Annotated in this window: 15 protein-coding genes, 1 tRNA gene and 1 pseudogene; 6 read left to right on the forward strand and 11 right to left on the reverse strand. The window is 67.3% G+C overall.

Going from position 1 to position 16,839, the window contains the following annotated elements; translation table 11 throughout:
* Positions 1 to 60 precede the first annotated feature (60 nt).
* The 5 genes from HYN04_RS07150 to HYN04_RS13580 all read right to left on the reverse strand — a co-directional run bounded on the left by HYN04_RS07150 (position 61) and on the right by HYN04_RS13580 (position 4,820).
* On the reverse strand, positions 61 to 975 hold the full coding sequence (locus tag HYN04_RS07150; RefSeq protein ID WP_110450125.1) for an aldo/keto reductase: 915 nt from the start codon (positions 973 to 975) through the stop codon (positions 61 to 63).
* Between the two features lie 17 nt (positions 976 to 992).
* A tRNA-Val gene (locus tag HYN04_RS07155) sits at positions 993 to 1,069 on the reverse strand.
* Between the two features lie 80 nt (positions 1,070 to 1,149).
* Positions 1,150 to 1,422: an HU family DNA-binding protein gene (locus HYN04_RS07160; protein ID WP_110450126.1), complete on the reverse strand. Its 273-nt coding sequence runs from the start codon at positions 1,420 to 1,422 to the stop codon at positions 1,150 to 1,152.
* A gap of 149 nt (positions 1,423 to 1,571) precedes the next feature.
* Complete coding sequence (lon, locus tag HYN04_RS07165; protein WP_110451336.1) at positions 1,572 to 3,977, reverse strand: endopeptidase La; 2,406 nt, start codon at positions 3,975 to 3,977, stop codon at positions 1,572 to 1,574.
* Between the two features lie 171 nt (positions 3,978 to 4,148).
* The gene (locus HYN04_RS13580; RefSeq protein ID WP_199285928.1) at positions 4,149 to 4,820 is read right to left on the reverse strand and encodes a DUF3011 domain-containing protein; all 672 of its coding nucleotides are present in this window, start codon (positions 4,818 to 4,820) and stop codon (positions 4,149 to 4,151) included.
* Positions 4,821 to 4,916: 96 nt separating this feature from the next.
* Here HYN04_RS13580 and HYN04_RS07175 point away from each other — a divergent pair, with 96 nt between their 5' ends.
* Positions 4,917 to 5,729 carry an ABC transporter substrate-binding protein gene (locus tag HYN04_RS07175; protein WP_110450127.1) on the forward strand — a complete coding sequence of 271 codons (813 nt, stop codon included), beginning with the start codon at positions 4,917 to 4,919 and terminating at the stop codon, positions 5,727 to 5,729.
* Here HYN04_RS07175 and clpX read toward each other — a convergent pair whose 3' ends face one another.
* Positions 5,730 to 6,992, reverse strand: coding sequence for an ATP-dependent Clp protease ATP-binding subunit ClpX (gene clpX, locus HYN04_RS07180; RefSeq protein WP_110450128.1), 1,263 nt, complete (start codon positions 6,990 to 6,992; stop codon positions 5,730 to 5,732). It abuts the gene before it with no gap.
* Positions 6,993 to 7,316: 324 nt separating this feature from the next.
* Between clpX and HYN04_RS07185 the strand changes: the two genes are divergently transcribed.
* Positions 7,317 to 7,913, forward strand: coding sequence for an HAD-IB family hydrolase (locus HYN04_RS07185; RefSeq protein ID WP_241962718.1), 597 nt, complete (start codon positions 7,317 to 7,319; stop codon positions 7,911 to 7,913).
* A gap of 6 nt (positions 7,914 to 7,919) precedes the next feature.
* Here the strand turns inward: HYN04_RS07185 and HYN04_RS07190 are convergent, their stop codons facing one another.
* Together HYN04_RS07190 and tig are read right to left on the reverse strand one after the other, a co-directional pair.
* On the reverse strand, positions 7,920 to 8,534 hold the full coding sequence (locus tag HYN04_RS07190) for an ATP-dependent Clp protease proteolytic subunit (RefSeq protein ID WP_110450130.1): 615 nt from the start codon (positions 8,532 to 8,534) through the stop codon (positions 7,920 to 7,922).
* A 108-nt stretch (positions 8,535 to 8,642) separates the two neighbouring features.
* The gene (tig, locus tag HYN04_RS07195) at positions 8,643 to 10,001 is read right to left on the reverse strand and encodes a trigger factor (protein WP_277870432.1); all 1,359 of its coding nucleotides are present in this window, start codon (positions 9,999 to 10,001) and stop codon (positions 8,643 to 8,645) included.
* Positions 10,002 to 10,332: 331 nt separating this feature from the next.
* Between tig and HYN04_RS07200 the strand changes: the two genes are divergently transcribed.
* Entirely contained in the window at positions 10,333 to 11,643 is a 1,311-nt protein-coding gene (locus tag HYN04_RS07200) for an OprO/OprP family phosphate-selective porin (RefSeq protein WP_206749503.1), read from the forward strand.
* Positions 11,644 to 11,720: 77 nt separating this feature from the next.
* A pseudogene (locus HYN04_RS13665) lies at positions 11,721 to 12,610 on the forward strand (formylglycine-generating enzyme family protein).
* Positions 12,611 to 12,666: 56 nt separating this feature from the next.
* Here HYN04_RS13665 and HYN04_RS07210 read toward each other — a convergent pair.
* Positions 12,667 to 13,122, reverse strand: a complete 456-nt coding sequence (locus tag HYN04_RS07210) for a YidH family protein (protein WP_199285931.1) — start codon at positions 13,120 to 13,122, stop codon at positions 12,667 to 12,669.
* Positions 13,123 to 13,268: 146 nt separating this feature from the next.
* On the opposite strand from HYN04_RS07210, the gene HYN04_RS07215 reads away from it, so the two are divergent.
* On the forward strand, positions 13,269 to 13,622 hold the full coding sequence (locus HYN04_RS07215; RefSeq protein WP_110450133.1) for a DUF1622 domain-containing protein: 354 nt from the start codon (positions 13,269 to 13,271) through the stop codon (positions 13,620 to 13,622).
* Position 13,623: 1 nt separating this feature from the next.
* Complete coding sequence (locus HYN04_RS07220; protein WP_110450134.1) at positions 13,624 to 14,268, forward strand: hypothetical protein; 645 nt, start codon at positions 13,624 to 13,626, stop codon at positions 14,266 to 14,268.
* Positions 14,269 to 14,287: 19 nt separating this feature from the next.
* Here the strand turns inward: HYN04_RS07220 and HYN04_RS07225 are convergent, their stop codons facing one another.
* Together HYN04_RS07225 and HYN04_RS07230 are read right to left on the reverse strand one after the other, a co-directional pair.
* Positions 14,288 to 15,148 (reverse strand): bile acid:sodium symporter family protein, encoded by an 861-nt coding sequence (locus tag HYN04_RS07225; RefSeq protein ID WP_110450135.1) that lies wholly within the window; start codon positions 15,146 to 15,148, stop codon positions 14,288 to 14,290.
* A 64-nt stretch (positions 15,149 to 15,212) separates the two neighbouring features.
* Positions 15,213 to 16,718 carry an arylsulfatase gene (locus HYN04_RS07230; protein WP_110450136.1) on the reverse strand — a complete coding sequence of 502 codons (1,506 nt, stop codon included), beginning with the start codon at positions 16,716 to 16,718 and terminating at the stop codon, positions 15,213 to 15,215.
* Positions 16,719 to 16,839 lie beyond the last annotated feature (121 nt).

Here is a 16,839-nt window from a genome sequence, read left to right on the forward strand (position 1 = left end):
TTGAGCGCCCCTTGAGAGAAGCAGGAAAACCCAATCCGTCCAGCCCGGCAAGGGCGAGCTTCAGGCGCCGACCTGCGCCTCGGCTATGGCCTCGGCCAGATCTGCTGGCAGGGAGATGCCAGATGCGGCGGCGCAATCTTCCAGGTGACCCATGCGGGTCGTGCCGACCAGGGCGGCGGAAACGCCGTCGATCCCCAGAACCCAGGCCAGGGCGGCCTGGGCGCCGGTGATGTCGGTTCGCCCGTGAAGGAAGCGAAACCGCCGGCCGGCGGCCCTGTCGGCGCGGTGGTTCTTGAGGGCGCGGGCCAGGTACCAGGCGTCCCGCAGACGCAGATTGCGCCAGGTCTTCGGCGCCGTGTGACCCATGGCCAGGGGCATGCCGGCGAGGACGCCCTTGCCCGCCGCCGCCGCGCGCGCCGCGAGGGCGATCCGCTGGGGCCTCAGGACGTTGATGTCGACCATCACCGTATCGATCTCCGGCAGGGCCAGGGCCGCCTCGATCACGGCGGGATCGAAGCTGTTGACGCCCAGCCGCAGGAACAGCCCGCGATCCCGGAGGCGCTGCAGCCCCCCAAGGAAGTCCGGGGTCAGTTCCTGCGCGGAGGGGCCGTGCAGGTGAACAAGCGGCAGACTCTCCAGGCCGAGGCGGCGCCGGCTGCGCTCCAGGCTGGCCTCGATGGCGGTGAGCGACATGTCGCGGCGGACCCGCCCGCCTTCGAAGCGGGTGCCCGCCTTGGTGGCCACCACCAGGCCCGAGAAGTCTCGTCCCGCGAGCGCCCGGCCTAGGCGGCCCTCCGCCTGGCCCCGGGAGTAGGCAGGTCCGGTGTCGAACAGGGTGACGCCAAGGTCCAGGGCCCGGTGGACGATGTGCAGTGCCTCCGCCTCTGAAAAGGCCGGATGGCCCCAGAAGGACGCCGCCCCGAAGCCGATTTCCGAGACCTTCAGTCCCGTGCGGCCCAGCGGACGGGACTGCATGGCGTCTCTCCGGAAGTTGGTGGGCGGCGAGGGGTTCGAACCCCCGACCCCCTGGGTGTAAACCAGGTGCTCTGACCAGCTGAGCTAGCCGCCCGTCCGGCCGCAAGGGCCGTCGCCTCTTTAGCGCGCTTCACCGCGGCGGGAAATGCAGCCCGTCAGGATGGGGAACCCCGCTCAGTTGAGGGCGCGTCTTAGCCCCTCCCCGGCCCGGAACCGGACGGTGCGGGAAGCGGGCCTTCGGACCGCCTCACCGGTGCGGGGGTTGCGCGCCGGTCCGGCCGGACGGAAGGCCGCCGCGAAACTGCCAAAGCCGACCAGACGGACTTCCTGGCCCTCGGCAAGGGCGGACGTGACGGTGTCGAGGATGGAGTCCAGGGCGACCCGCACCTGGCTTGTAGAGAGCCCCGAGCCCTCAGAGACCGCTGCGACCAGCTCGGCCTTGTTCATGGCGTAACCCCCCCGGGCGTTGTTTCAAGCCTCGCCTCAAACAACGCTACGCCCGGGCGAAGCCACTGGACCGCATCATGCTCCGCCCCGGCGGCGTGTCAACGCAACCGGGGCGAAGTCGATGGGAAAGGTCGCCGGGAGACGAAGCCCTAGTGTGTCAGGACCTGATCGTCGCCGGCGTCGTCTGTGGGGCGAAGCAGCGGAGCCGGTTCGGTCCATTCGATGGGGGTCAGGGGGCTGACCAGGGCGTGACCCAGGACTTCGTCCACCGAACCGACCGGGATGATCTCCAGGCCCGCCTTCACGTTCTCGGGGATGTCCTGGAGATCCTTGACGTTCTCCTGGGGGATCAGGACCGTCTTCACGCCCGACCTGAGGGCCGCAAGGAGCTTTTCCTTGAGACCGCCGATGGGCAGGACCCGGCCGCGCAGGGTGACTTCGCCGGTCATGGCGATATCCCTGCGGATCGGGACCCCGGTCAGGACGGACACGATCGCCGTCGCCATGGCGACGCCGGCCGAGGGACCATCCTTGGGGGTCGCCCCCTCGGGAACGTGGATGGCCACGTCTGTCCGTTCGAACAGGGGCGGCTCGATCCCGAAGTGGGTCGCCCGGCTGCGCACGTAGGCGTGGGCCGCCTGGACCGACTCCTTCATCACGTCCTTGAGGTTGCCGGTGACCTGCATCCGGCCCTTGCCGGGCATGCGAACCGCCTCGATGGTCAGGATGTCGCCGCCGAAGTCGGTATAGGCTAGGCCCGTGATGATGCCGACCTGGTCCTCGCCGTCCATCTCGCCGTACTTGAAGCGACGGACGCCGGCGTACTCGGCCAGGCGCTCGCCGTCGACGAGGATCGGTCCGGTCTCCTCCCCCACCTTCCGGCGCATGAGGTCACGCACCGCCTTGCGGGCGAGGTTGCCGATCTCACGCTCCAGCGAGCGCACGCCCGCCTCGCGGGTGTAGTAGCGGATCAGGTCACGAATGGCGGTGTCCGGGAGTTCGAACTCCGCGGCGGTCAGGCCGTGATCCTTCATCTGCTTGGGCAGCAGGTGACGGCGGGCGATTTCGACCTTCTCGTCCTCGGTGTAGCCGGGGATCCGGATGATCTCCATGCGGTCCAGCAGGGGCTGGGGCATGTTGAGGCTGTTGGCCGTAGTGACGAACATGACCGGGCTGAGGTCGTAATCCACCTCGAGGTAGTGGTCGGCGAAGGTCGCGTTCTGGGCCGGGTCCAGCACCTCGAGCAGGGCCGAGGATGGATCGCCCCGCCAGTCGGCGCCCATCTTGTCGATCTCGTCGAGCAGGAAGAAGGCGTTAGTCGACTTGGCCTTCTTCATGGACTGGATGATCTTGCCCGGCATGGAGCCGATGTAGGTGCGCCGGTGTCCGCGGATCTCCGCCTCGTCGCGCACGCCGCCCAGGGAGACGCGGACGAACTCCCGCCCCGTGGCCTCGGCGATCGACTTGCCCAGCGAGGTCTTGCCCACGCCCGGAGGGCCGACCAGGCAGAGGATCGGGCCCTTGAGTGAGCCGGTGCGCGACTGGACGGCCAGGTATTCAAGGATGCGCTCCTTGACCTTCTCCAGCCCGAAGTGGTCGTGCTCGAGGACGGCCTCGGCCTTGTCCAGGTCGATGGGCTTGGACTTCGCCTTGCCCCACGGGATGGACAGCAGCCAGTCGAGATAGTTCCGCACGACCGTGGACTCGGCCGACATCGGGCTCATCGAGCGCAGCTTCTTCAGCTCGGCGTTGGCCTTGACCCGGGCTTCCTTGGACAGGCGGGTACGCTTGATGCGCTTTTCCAGTTCCGCCAGTTCGTCGCGCTCGGCGTCCTGCTCGCCCAGCTCGCGCTGGATCGCCTTCATCTGCTCGTTCAGGTAGTACTCGCGCTGGGTCTTCTCCATCTGCCGCTTCACGCGGTTGCGGATCTTCTTCTCGGTCTGCATGACCGAAATCTCGCCCTCCATCAGGGCGTAGACCTTCTCCAGGCGCTTGGAGACGCTGAAGATTTCCAGCAGCTCCTGCTTGTCGGCGATCCGGACATTCAGGTGCGAGGCGATGCGGTCGGCCAGCTCGCCGGGGTTCTCGATCCCCGGCAGGGCGGCCAGGGCCTCGGGCGGCACCTTCTTGTTCAGCTTCACATAGGTTTCGAACTGCTCGATCACAGCTCGGCTGAGGGCCTCGATCTCGGCCGAGGGCGCCGAGTCCTCAGTGACGAGGGCGACCTCGCCAGCGAACCACTCCGCCTCGTCGGTGAAGCGGACGATCCCGGCGCGGCCGCGTCCTTCGACCAGCACCTTCACGGTGCCATCAGGCAGGCGCAGGAGTTGCAGGATAGCGGCGACGACGCCGACTTCGAAGATGTCCGACTGACCGGGGTCGTCGTCGTCCTTGTTCTTCTGGGTAACGAGCAGGATTTCCCTCTGCTCGGATTTCATCGCTTCCTCGAGGGCCCGGACGGACTTCTCGCGGCCGACGAACAGCGGCACCGGCTGGTGCGGGAAGACGACGATGTCCCTCAGGGGGAGGATGGGAAGCGTGCGGGCTTCGGTCATGGTCACTTACTCCTTTCCGCCCCCCTCCTTTGAGCTGGGACGGCCTGGGTCCCCCTGCGACAATCGCCAGGGCGGACGCTCACTCCAAGATGTGGCGCGTTGCGGGGCGGGTTCAAGCCGCCGGCGGCAGACAGTCGTGGACAACCCCGAAAAACGAGGACCGCCGGGGGATCAGTTGAGCCGGGTGATCGCCGCGGCGCCGTTGTCGTAGCGGCAGGTGAAGGCGTAGGAGACCGCCTTGGGCCCGGCGTCCACCGAGGCGTACCCCTGCACGGTCCAGCCGCCGGAAGAGGCGGTGGTGGTGGTGATCCGGTCGATTCGGGGACGCTGGCCATAGGCCGCGACCCGACTGACGGCCTCGGACCGGCAGGCCTCGACGGCCACGCCCGAGCCGCCGGAGCCGGCCGAAGGGGTCGGAGGCGACGGCGCCTTTTCCTTGTCGGCGTTAGCCGCGGCGATCGCGCCCACGACCAGGCCGCCAAGGATGAGGCCGCCGATCAGGGCGCCGGTGTCGTCCTTCTTGTTGTTGTAGTTGTAGTCCGGATAGCCGTTGTTCGGGTACGACCCATAGCGGTCCTCGATCCGGAACCGGGCCCGGCATCCGCCGTCGACCCAGATGCCCCGGCGATCCCGGCCCCAGGTGGAGCCCTCGATGCACGAGCCCCGTCCGCCGGAATACTGCCGGTCGAGCCAGACCCGCCCGGACGAATAGACGGGGCACCAGTTGCGCCGGTAGTCATTGGACGAGCAGTTGACGTAGGAGTCCGCGCGCGCGGGCGCGGGAGGCGCCACGCCCGAGACAAGGGCGGTCGTGGCGGCGGCGAACATCAGGATCGGGCGCATGGAAGTCTCCTTGCACGGCGTGGACGGATTTACGCAGGTGGTTGTGCAGGCGGCAAGCTGAATGCAAGCTGACACAATGCTTTCGCGGAGGACGAGATGAAGAAGAATCTGGCCAGAATGGCCCTGGGATCCGCCCTCCTGGCGTCGTTTTCCGCCCCCGCAGCCGTCGCAGGCGGGCTGGAGGACGCCCTCGCCCGGGGCGCCCTGAGGGTCTGCACCGTCGAGGCGGCGCCCTTCGTCCTGCGGACGCCAGGCGACAAGCTGATCGGCCACGAGGTCGATGTCGCCGAACGGCTCGCCAGCGACCTGGGCCTCAGCCTCGACCTGCGGGTGGTCCCGGGAATCGCGGTGCTTGATCGCCTGAACGCAGGCGACTGCGACCTCGCCGTCTCGGCCCTGGCGATCGATCCGCCCCGGCTTCTCAAGGTCTGGATGACCAACCCCTACGCCGAATCGGACATCCGGATCGTCGCCAGCGCCAAGTCGCCCTTCCGCACCGACCAGCTCAACGCCGAGGATAATGTCGTCGGCGTCGTGACAGGCACCCTCGCGGCGGATGCCGCGCGGAGCCGGCTGCCGTCCGCCACCTTCCGCGAGTTCCCGGACCTGCTGGCCGCACAGCGCGCGCTGGACGACGGGGCGATCAACGCCCTGGCCTTCAAGGAGCCCGTGCCGACCCTGACGGTCGCCGCCGCCAAGCCCCAGCGCTACGCCGTCGGGGAGGGGCCGTCCCTGGCGCGGACGGCCGATGGCATGGCCGTGCGCAAGGGCGACATGAACCTGCTGAACTTCCTGAACGGCTGGATCTCGGCCCGGCGCAGGGACGGGTTCCTGGAGTCCACCAGCGCCTACTGGTTCACCCGGATCGACTGGATGGAGCGGCTCAAGCCGCCGGCCGCCCTGAAGTAATCAGGCCGCGCCGCCCTTGTCGCGGCGCTCGGCGTAGATCACCAGGGGCTGGGAGCGACCCTCGACCACCTCGGCGTTGACCACGACCTCCTCGACGCCTTCCCAGGTGGGGAGTTCGTACATGGTGTCGAGCAGGATCCCCTCGAGGATGGAGCGAAGGCCGCGGGCGCCGGTCTTGCGGGCGATGGCCTTGCGGGCCACCGACATCAGGGCGTCCTCGGTGAAGGTCAGGCCCACGTTCTCCATGTCGAACAGCCGCTGGTACTGCTTCACGAAGGCGTTCTTGGGCTCGGTGAGGATCTTCACCAGGGCCTTCTCGTCGAGGTCATCGAGGGTCGCCAGCACGGGCAGGCGGCCGATGAACTCGGGGATCAGGCCGAACTTGAGCAGGTCGTCGGGTTCGACCTGGCGGAAGATCTCGCCGGTGCGGCGGTCATCGGGGTCAGACACCCGGGCGCCGAAGCCGATGGAGGTCCCCTGCCCCCGGGCGGCGATGATCTTGTCGAGGCCTGCGAAGGCGCCGCCGCAGATGAACAGGATGTTGGTGGTGTCGACCTGCAGGAACTCCTGCTGGGGATGCTTGCGCCCGCCCTGCGGCGGAACAGAGGCGACCGTGCCTTCCATGATCTTCAGCAGGGCCTGCTGGACGCCCTCGCCCGACACGTCGCGGGTGATCGAGGGGTTGTCAGACTTGCGGCTGATCTTGTCGACCTCGTCAATGTAGACGATGCCCCGCTGGGCCCGTTCGACGTTGTAGTCCGCGGACTGCAGCAGCTTGAGGATGATGTTCTCGACGTCCTCGCCGACATAGCCCGCCTCGGTCAGCGTCGTCGCATCGGCGACGGTGAAGGGCACGTCGATGATTCTGGCCAGGGTCTGGGCCAGCAGGGTCTTGCCCGTGCCGGTGGGACCAATGAGCAGGATGTTGGCCTTGCCCAGCTCGACGTCATTGTTCTTCGAGGCGTGGTTCAGGCGCTTGTAGTGGTTGTGGACGGCGACCGAGAGCACCTTCTTGGCGTGGTCCTGGCCGATCACGTAGTCGTCGAGGACCTCGCGGATCTCCTTCGGAGTCGGCACGCCATCCTTTGATTTCACGAAGGAAATCTTGTGCTCTTCACGGATGATGTCCATGCAGAGCTCGACGCACTCGTCGCAGATGAAAACCGTCGGACCCGCAATCAGCTTGCGGACCTCATGCTGGCTCTTGCCGCAGAAAGAGCAATAGAGGGTGCTCTTGGAATCCCCGCCGGCGGCCTTGGTCATGCGTCTCTCACTCCTTCGGCGGGCGGCTTCGCGTCGCGCCGTCGAACCCCGGTTCGCCCATTAAGGCCTGATTCAGCCTACCGAAGCCGGGTTGTCGAAGTGTTGACAGTCCCCGATCCCGACGCCGACCACAAGCCTGCGGTCCCGTACACAGGGGCTATACCCCAAACCTGTGGCATTGTCGTCATGGGGCGAATCCGGGGATTCCGCTCCCTCGTTCATCCTGCAGAGGTCGAAATCCCGGACGTGCCGAAGCCCAAAGCCAGAGAGAAAGTCCAGGTCGACCTCGCGCCCGAGGACTTCCCCCAGGATCCCGCCCGCCCCGTGGGGGTGGTCGCCTTTGACTTCGACGGGACCCTGACGGTCCGGGACAGCTTCACCACCTTCCTCGCCTGGCGGGCTGGGGCGGCGGGGTGGGCCCGGGGCCTGGCCGCCCTGGCGCCCTCCGCTGGACGCTACCTCGTCAACCGCGATCGCGGGCTGCTCAAGGCGGCGACCGTTCGGCGTTTCCTGGCCGGGACGCCCCGCCAGGAGCTTGAAGCCCAGGCCCGGGCCTTTGCCGAAGCCCACGCCACGCGCCTCCTGAGACCGGACGCCCTGCGCTCCTGGCGCTACTGGCGCGCCCGGGGCGCAACCCTGGCGATTGTCACGGCCTCGCCCGAGATCCTGGTCGCTCCCTTCGCACGGGGGCTAGGCGCCGATCACCTTCTGGGAACACGGCTTGTCGAGGACGAAATGGGCCGGATCACGGGTGAACTGGACGGCGCCAACTGCCGTGGGCCCGAGAAGATGCGCAGGCTGACAGAGGTTTTTGGCCCCGACCTACGCCTGGCGGCGGCCTATGGAGACACCTCGGGCGACACCGACATGCTGTCACGAGCCGCCCATGCCGGCTTTCGGGAGTTCCGGGAGAGACCCTGAACGGGGTCAGTCCTCCCCGCGGTTCTCCTGGACATGGTCGACGAGGCCCCAGTCGCGGGCTTCCTCGGGCGTCATGAAGGTGTCGGCGTCGAGCTTGTCCTCGACTTCCTGGTAGGTGCGCCCGGTGTGCTTGGCGTAGATTTCGTTCAGGCGACGCTTGATCTTGAGGATGTCCTCGGCGTGGCGCTCGATGTCCGAGGCCTTGCCGGAATAGCCCCCCGAGGGCTGGTGCACCATGATCCGCGCATTGGGCAGGCTGATGCGCTGCCCCGGTGCGCCGGCGGCCAGCAGGAAGGACCCCATGGAGGCGGCATAACCCATGCAGAGGGTGGCCACGGGGCTGCGGATGTACTGCATGGTGTCGTAGATCGCGAGGCCGGACGACACCACTCCGCCGGGGGAGTTGATGTACATCTGGATCTCCTTCTTGGGGTTCTCGGCCTCAAGATAGAGCAGCTGGGCGCATACCAGGGCGGCCATCCCGTCCTCGACGGGACCGGAGACGAAGATCACGCGCTCCTTCAGGAGGCGCGAGAAGATGTCGAAGGCGCGCTCGCCCCGGCTGGTCTGCTCGACGACCATGGGGACAAGGTTCAGGGCGGTCGTCACCATATCCGGCATTGGCGTGCACCTTCAGGCTGAAGCGGCGACTCCTCCGCGGAGACGCCCGCTCCCGATATCGCGTTTCGCCCGGGCCATGGCAAGGCCGCGCCCGGGATTGTCCCCGGCCTAGGACCTGTAGGCCGAAGGCATGTCTTCTTCCTTCAGGAGCTCCTCGCGGGAGACCTTCTCGTCCTCGACCTGGGCCTTCGAGACGATCAGGTCGACGACCTTCTCCTCGAAGATGGGCGCGCGGATCTGCGCCTGGGCCGAGGGATTCTGGCGAAGGAAGTCAAAGATCTGCTGGGCCTGGGGTCCATAGCGCATGGCCTCCTGGCGCATGGCCTCGGCCAGTTCCTGCTCGGTCACCTGGACATTGTTGATCCGGCCGACCTCGGCGAGGACGAGGCCGAGACGGACCCGGCGCTCGGCGATCTTGCGATATTCCTCGCTGAGCTGGTCGTCGGACTTGTCGGTGTCCTCGGGCGGCAGGTTGCCAGCGGTCTTGTCCTGCTGGACCTGGTCCCAGATCTGCGAGAACTCGGCCTCGACCATCCGCGGCGGAAGCGGGAAATCGTGCTTCTCGTCCAGGATGTCGAGCAGGGCGCGCTTCAGCTTGAAGCGCGTCGCGCCGGCGAACTGGGACTGGAGGTTGGAGCGCAGCAGCTCCTTCAGCTTCTCCAGGTCCTCGATGCCGAGGCGCTGGGCCAGCTCGTCGTCGATCTTGCTGGCCTTGGGCGCGCGGACTTCCTTCACCTTGACCGTGAATTCGGCGTCCTTGCCGGCCAGCTGGGCCGCCTGGTACTCGGCGGGGAAGGTCACCTTTACCAGGACCTCGTCCTCGGCCTTGGCGCCCACGAGCTGCTCCTCGAAGCCCGGGATGAACTGGCCCGAACCCAGGGTCAGGGTGGCGTCCCCGGCCGACCCGCCCTCGAAGACCTCGCCGTCGACGCGGCCTACAAAGTCGATCAGCAGCTGGTCGCCATCCTTGGCCTTCACGGTCTTGCCCTTGCGGGGCTCGTAGGTCTTGGAGGACTCCGCCAGTTCGGCGACGGCCTCGTCGACTTCCTTGTCGGTGGGCTCATAGACCGGACGCTTCAGGGTAATGCCCGAGAAATCAGCCGGCTCGAACTCGGGGATGACCTCAAGGGCGATCTCGTAGGCGAGGTCCGCCTTGCCCTCGACCACCTGCTGGATGTCGCCCTCGGGGCGCAGGTCCGGCTCTCCGGCCGGGCGCAGGTTGTTGTCGGCCAGGACCTTCTGGGTGGTCTCGGTGATGGTCTGCTCGACCACCTCGCTCATCAGCGAACGGCCAAACATCTTGCGGACATGAGCCGTCGGCACCTTGCCGGGCCGGAAGCCCTTGAGGTTGAGGGTGGGCGTGATCTCGGCGATCCGGGCCTCGACCTTTTCCGCCAACAGGGCGGAGGGCACGGTCACGCCGTAGACCCGGCTCAGACCTTCAATGGACTTCTCAACGATCTGCATCGACATTCAACCCACCGGACCTTCCGCGTCCTGCGCAGGACGGGTCCGCCTTCTTCCGGAAAAATGAGCGCCGCCGGAAGCCGGCGGCGGAGGGGCGACCTTATGTCACGCGACCGGCCGCGGGCCAAGTCCAAAGCAGGCGTTGACCGGCGCATACAAGGTTATCAGGCGACAACCCCGTCAGGCCTATCAGATGCGGGGACTGTCGGATATCCGGCAGTGTCCCCCGGGCTGTACGGACAGGGTGTCGCCCGGTGGACCCGGCGCCGCAGCCCAACGCCCAGCGGGTCCGGAAGACAGACCGAGGCGACAGGCGGAACACATGCGACACTTGAACTTTGACACCCCCCGTGGCCGTGGACGGGGACGACTGGCGACCGTAGCGGCCATCTGCGCCCTCCTGGCCGGAGCCCCGGCGCTGGCGCAGGAAACTGAGAGCTCCTCCGAACCCATCATGACGGCGACGGCGGTGGCCGCTCCTCCTGCGGCGGCTGCGCCGATCAAGTACATCGTGCCGGACCTGTCCGCCGCCCGCGGCGCCCCCAGGCCCTGGCCGTCAGCCGGCTTCGTGCTCCGTCCCAGCGCCGCGCTCATCGCAGACTGGACCTCCTTCGACCAGGATGACGACAGCATCGCGCAGGTGGGCAAGCAGAAGGATACCTCAGAGTGGCGGGGATTCCGGCTGCAGGTCCTCGGTTCGTTCGGTGGCTCCTACCGGATCAATTACCAGCTCGGCGGCGAGTATAAGGGCTTCGACTCAGACCCGACTGACAACTGGCAACTGACCGACATGTCGGTCACCTTCCCGGTCGGCGACAGCACCCGGATCGCGGTCGGAAAGATCAAGGAGGCCTTCGCCTACGAGATGGTCGGCGACGCCGCCAACCTCCCCCAGAGCGAGCGGGTCCTGAGCCCCTTCTTCGTCTCCCGGAACACCGGGGTTCGGGTCACCCATGTCCTGGGGCCGGACAAGCGCGCGAACGTCTCCTATGGCTTCGCCAATGATGCCTGGGACGTGGGCACGAACACCCACCGCGGCACGGACTATTTCGCCCGGGTGTCCGGCCTGGCCTGGGACGACGCCGCCAACGGTCGCTATCTCCATATTGGCGGCTCCTACCGCTACGCGGCGGCGGACGGCGCCATACGCTACCGCGGACGCCCCGCCTCGAACGTCGCCTCCAACTTCGTGGACACCGGCGAATTCCCCTCGAACGGCGCCCGACACTATGGCCTGGAGGGCCTGCTGAGCTGGGGCGGGCTCTCCCTGCTGGGCGAGTACGCCACCGCCTCGGTGGAGTCGCAGGCCAAGGGCGATCCGAAGTTCAGCGGCTGGTACCTGACCGGCTCCTGGGTGCTGACCGGCGAGTCCCGCCCCTACGACCGAAAGGTGGGCTACGCCCGCCGTGTGATCCCGAAATCGGCCTGGGGCGCCCCGGAGCTGGTGGTGCGCTATTCCGACGTGGACCTTGACGACGGGCCGGTCCTGGGCGGACGGTTCACCCGCGTTGACCTGGGCGTGAACTGGTGGGCCACCACCCGCTGGAAGTTCGGGATCGACCTGGGCCGGACCGAGCTTGACCGCATGGGCAAGACCGGGAAGACCGATACCGTGCTGACCCGGATCCAGTGGATTTACTGATGCAGGCCTCCGTCGAAGTCCCTCCCCCGCCCGCAGTCCGCGAAGACATGGTGTGGGTGCCTGGAGGCGACTTCACGATGGGTTCTGACCACCATTACCCCGAGGAAAAGCCGGCCCGGAAGGTGCGCGTCGGCGGCTTCTGGATGGACCGGGCGCCTGTGACCAACCGGCGGTTCGAGACCTTCGTCCGGGAGACCGGGCATGTGACCACTGCAGAGCTCGTTCCGCGGGCCGAGGACTATCCCGGCGCCGACCCCCGGATGCTCAAGGCGGCGTCACTGGTCTTCACCCCGCCGCGGGGCCCTGTTCCGCTGGGCGATGTCTCGAATTGGTGGAGCTGGACCTTTGGCGCGTCATGGCGCCGGCCGCGTGGCCCGGGAAGCTCCCTCAAGGGGCTGGAGGACCATCCGGTGGTCCATGTGTCCTGGGACGACGTGGCCGCCTACGCCGCCTGGGCGGGCAAAACCCTGCCGACCGAGGCCGAATGGGAGTTCGCAGCCTGGGGCGGCCGGCCGGCGGACACGGAGTTCGCCTGGGGGACCGAGCTGGTCCCCGGGGGGTGCACATGGCCAACACCTTCCAGGGCGCTTTTCCCCACAATAACACCTGCGAGGACGGCTATGCCTTCACCTCGCCCGCCGGAAGCTTCCCGGCCAACGATTACGGGCTTGTCGACATGATCGGCAATGTCTGGGAATGGACCTCCGACTGGTTCTCCGCCCAGCCCGGGGCCGGCGCCAAGAGCCCCTGCTGCGTCTCGGAGAACCCGCTCGGCGGGCGTGAGGCCGACAGCTTCGACCCCGCGCTTCCGCAGATCCGCATCCCTCGCAAGGTCCTCAAGGGCGGTTCGCACATGTGCGCCCCGGCCTACTGCCGCCGCTACCGTCCGGCGGCGCGCCACGCCCAGGCCATCGACAGCTCCATGAGCCATCTCGGCTTCCGGTGCATCCTGCGGCCCCAGGCCTGAAGGCGGGGGCCTGAAGGCGGGGGCCTGAAGGCGGGGCCCTGACCAGCCCCGGGGGCTCAGGCGCCGAAGGGCCCGACCCTCGCCATGACGGTCAGGATCACGAAGAGCCCGAAGATCAGCAGGGTGAAGGCCGCAATCAGGGCCAGGGAGACCGGAAGTCCGGGCTCAGGCGGCAGGAGCTCGGTGACCATCATCTCATCGCGCTGCCGCCGCAGCTGCTTCATGTAGTTGAAGTGGGACGCGATCCCGAGGGCCAGCAGGATCACGCCCAGGCCCACCAGCGTCAGGCCGAACCGAGCCGGCGCCGCCGTAGGAATGGCGTCGTCCAGCAGCTTCTTGTCCGCCAGGGACCTGAAGAACGAGAAGATGGTGAAGCCAAAGCCGATCAGCGAAAGCGAGGTGCGCTGGACGCTCATCAGGGTGCGGTCTGCGGCCATCCGCGTGCGCTGGAAACTGAGGGCCGTCCGCATGGCCGCCATCCGGTCGCCTGCGCTCATTTCCTTCTGGCTCATGCCGTCCCCCAAGGTTGCGAGGCCTGAGGATAGAGATGCGGGGCGCGCCCCGGAATGTTCCGTCGCCACATATCCCTAGAACCTATCCTTATGCCCAAACCCCGGGGACGCTGCGATAGGATGCCCAGAAATTTCGGGAGAAGACCATGCTTGAACATCTGTTGCATGAAGCCGCCCAGACCCTCGGCCTCCTGGCCGAAATCGCGGTCGTTCTCGTCGTCGCCTGGGGGGCGGCCGAAGCCCTGTTCAAAACCCTGAGGCACGTGCTCTCCAGCCGCAATGACCTGGCGGTCCGGCGGGAAATCTGGCTGGGTTTCGCCGCCTGGATCCTGCTCGCCCTGGAGTTCGCCCTGGCCGCAGACATCATCCGGACCGCCGTCGCGCCCACCTGGCAGGACATCGGCATGCTGGGCGCCATCGCGGCGATCCGGACGGTGCTGAACTGGTTCCTGGCCAAGGACATCACCCATTTCGCTGAGCCCAAGGCACACAAGGGCTGACATGGCTGATCCGGACTCCCCTTCGCGAAATCGCCGTCTGGAGACCGTCGCCTCGATCATGCTGGCGGCCGCGGGCGTCGCTTCAGCCTGGGCGACCTACCAGTCCTCGCTGTGGGGCGGCATCCAGGCGAGCAGCTACGCCACCGGGTCCGCCCGGGTGACCGAGGCAGCGCGCCTGGAACTCCAGGCGGGCCAGAAGGCCGGAATGGATACGGCGCTCTACATGGCCTGGCTCTCGGCCGCCGCCGTGGATGACCGCGAGCTCATGACCTTCTACGAGCGAAGGTTCGCCCCCGGATTCAGGAAGGTCTTCGCCGAATGGCGGGCGCAGTACCCGGAAGACCTTCGCGGACAGGTCCGCCAGGGCCCCGCGGTTCCCCTGCCCCGCGCCGAGCACCCGGAGTCCCGCGAGGCGTCAAGGCTGCGCGAGGACGCGTCCAACCTGTTCAGCAAGGCGGACAAGGCGAACGCGACCGGGGACCGCTACGTGGCCTCTACCGTGATCCTGGCCTTGATCCTGTTCCTGCTGGGCATCTCGACGGTGGCGAGGTCCGAACGGCAGCGGCGACTGCTGGTCATCCTGGCGGGAGGCCTGGGAGTGGCGGTCCTGGTCTTCCTCCTCAGACTGCCCGTGGCCAGCCTCTAGATCGAACCGGAAGCCCCGGTCACTCCTCCTGGAAACCCGACCCCACCTGGTAGACCGCCAGAACGAGGGTCCCGACGAGGAGGAAGAGCAGCACCGAGCCCAGCAGGGCGGGCGGGGCGCCGCCCAGCGCGGCGCTGGCGAGGACAATGGCTACGCCCGGATGGCGGGAAACGGCGGCCATCGCCGCCGATGTCTTGTCCGGCGCCGGACCGGGGGTCAGGACATGGCCCAGGAGGACGCCGCCAACTGCCAGGAGGACCGCGGCGGGAAGCGCCGGGGTCGTCGCCGCTGCTGCAAGCGCTGGCCAGACGCCCACCAGGATCAGCAGGACCACCACCGCAAGGACCGCAGTTCCGACGAGGCCGACCGGCCGGACCAGCCGCGAGGCGAGGTCGGGGGCGAGACTGCGGACGAGCAGGCCCAGTCCCAGGGGGGCCAGGACGGTCAGGGTCAGGACTTTCATCATGTCGGCGACGGGCGCCTCGACAGACATGTCGAATGCCCGGGAGAAGATAGCGAGATAGACCGGCGCCAGGGCGACCGACAGGAGGGTCGCGGTGACCTGGAGGGCGGTCACCCACTCGGCGTCGCCGCCGACCTTCCACTGCTTGCGCGGAAGGAAGGGCGACATGGGGGAAATGGCGAGGGCCAGCAGGGCGGCGGCGGCAGGGGCGCCCGGCCCCCCAATCCGCACAAGCAACCAGGCCAGGACAGGCATGGCGATGAACATGGCGCTAAGGGCGCCAACGGCCTTTCGACGGTTGGAAGGATCCGTGAAGACCCGGAGGGTCGAACCGAAACGGGTCTGTAGCCCGATCGACGCCACCAGCAGGAAGATGCTGGAGATCGCCGCCAGCTTGAGGGTCTCTGGCGTCAGCATGGCGGGCTCCAGTCTCAAGTAAGGCCCCCGGATCCGGGACAACCGGATCCGGGGAAGTCAGCCGTCAGGCGCCGCCCGACGCACCCTGATGCATCTTATCCATCACCGCGTCGAGGTTGAAGCTCGCCGCCTTCTGGCGCGGCGGGAACTCCTTGAACGACGACAGGAACTGGGCGACCAGGGACTGCGCCGGCACCAGCAGGTAGACGTGGTCGAACATCCAGTCCCAGTAGCTGTTGCAGGTGATGTCCGCGTGCTCGTAGGGGTCGGTGCGGAGGTTGAAGATCTTCGGCGTCCGCAGGGTGACCAAGGGCTCGGACCAGATCATGCAGGTGCCGGGGCACCGCTGCTCCATGAACACGACCTTCCAGTTGTCATAGCGGAGACCGGACAGCTCGCCGTCATCGGTGAAGTAGAGGAACCCGATGCGGGGGCACTTCTCTTCCTTGCCGGTGAGGTAGTCGAGGATGTTGTATCCATCGAGGTGGACCTTGAAGTCGTGCCCGTCGATCTTGGTCCCCTTGAGGAGGCGTTCCTTGACGTCCGGCGCACCGGCGACAGCGGCCAGGGTGGGCAGCCAGTCGAGGTGGGAGACGATGTCGTTGGACACCGAACCCGCCTTGATCTTGCCCGGCCAGCGAACCATGGCGGGAACGCGGTAGGCGCCTTCCCAGTTGGTGTTCTTCTCGCTGCGGAAGGGCGTGGTGCCGGCGTCAGGCCAGCTGTTGCAGTGCGGACCGTTGTCGGTGGAGTACATGACGAAGGTGTCGTCGGCGATGCCGAGCTCGTCGAGAAGGTCGAGCAGGACGCCGATCGCCTTGTCGTGGTCGATCATGACGTCATGGTACTCGGACTGCCAACGGCCCGACTGGCCCAGGCTCTCCGGCTTGGCGTGGGTGCGGAAGTGCATGTGGGTGGTGTTGAACCACACGAAGAACGGCACGCCGGCGTCATTGTGACGCTTGATGAAGTCGACGGTCTTTTCCAGGACCTCGTCGTCGATGGTCTCCATCCGCTTCTTGGTCAGCGGGCCGGTGTTGACGATGGTCTGGCCGCCCTTGCCGTCGACCTTGCAGTGCAGGACGCCGCGCGGGCCGAAGTTCGACTTGAAGTTCGGGAAGTCGACCGGGTTCGGATAGTCCCGCAGCTCGGGCTCTTCCTCGGCGTTCAGGTGGTAGAGGTTGCCGAAGAATTCGTCGAAGCCATGCATGGTCGGCAGGTGGGTGTCGCGGTCACCGAGGTGGTTCTTGCCGAACTGGCCGGTGGCGTAGCCCTGGCCCTTCATGACGCGGGCGATGGTCGGATCCTCAGGGCGCATGCCGATCTCGGCGCCCGGCAGGCCAACCTTGGTCAGGCCGGTCCGCAGGCCGCACTGGCCGGTGATGAACGAGGCGCGACCGGCCGTGCAGCTCTGCTCGGCGTAGTAGTCGGTGAAGAGCATGCCTTCTTCGGCGACGCGGTCGATGTTGGGGGTGCGGTATCCCATCATCCCCTTGGTGAAGATCGAAAGGTTCGACTGACCGATGTCGTCGCCCCACATGATGAGAATATTCGGCTTGCCGTTGGGCATGGTGGTGCTTCTCCCTCGCTTGCGGACCCCGAAGGGCCGCAATGGACCAATTCCATTGGGAGAAAGCGTAGGAAGCCGGCCCGGCGGCCGATAGCCGGCGGTTGCTTAGACCGGCATAACC

Origin of the sequence: Phenylobacterium parvum (assembly GCF_003150835.1) — a bacterium.
GTDB lineage: Bacteria > Pseudomonadota > Alphaproteobacteria > Caulobacterales > Caulobacteraceae > Phenylobacterium > Phenylobacterium parvum.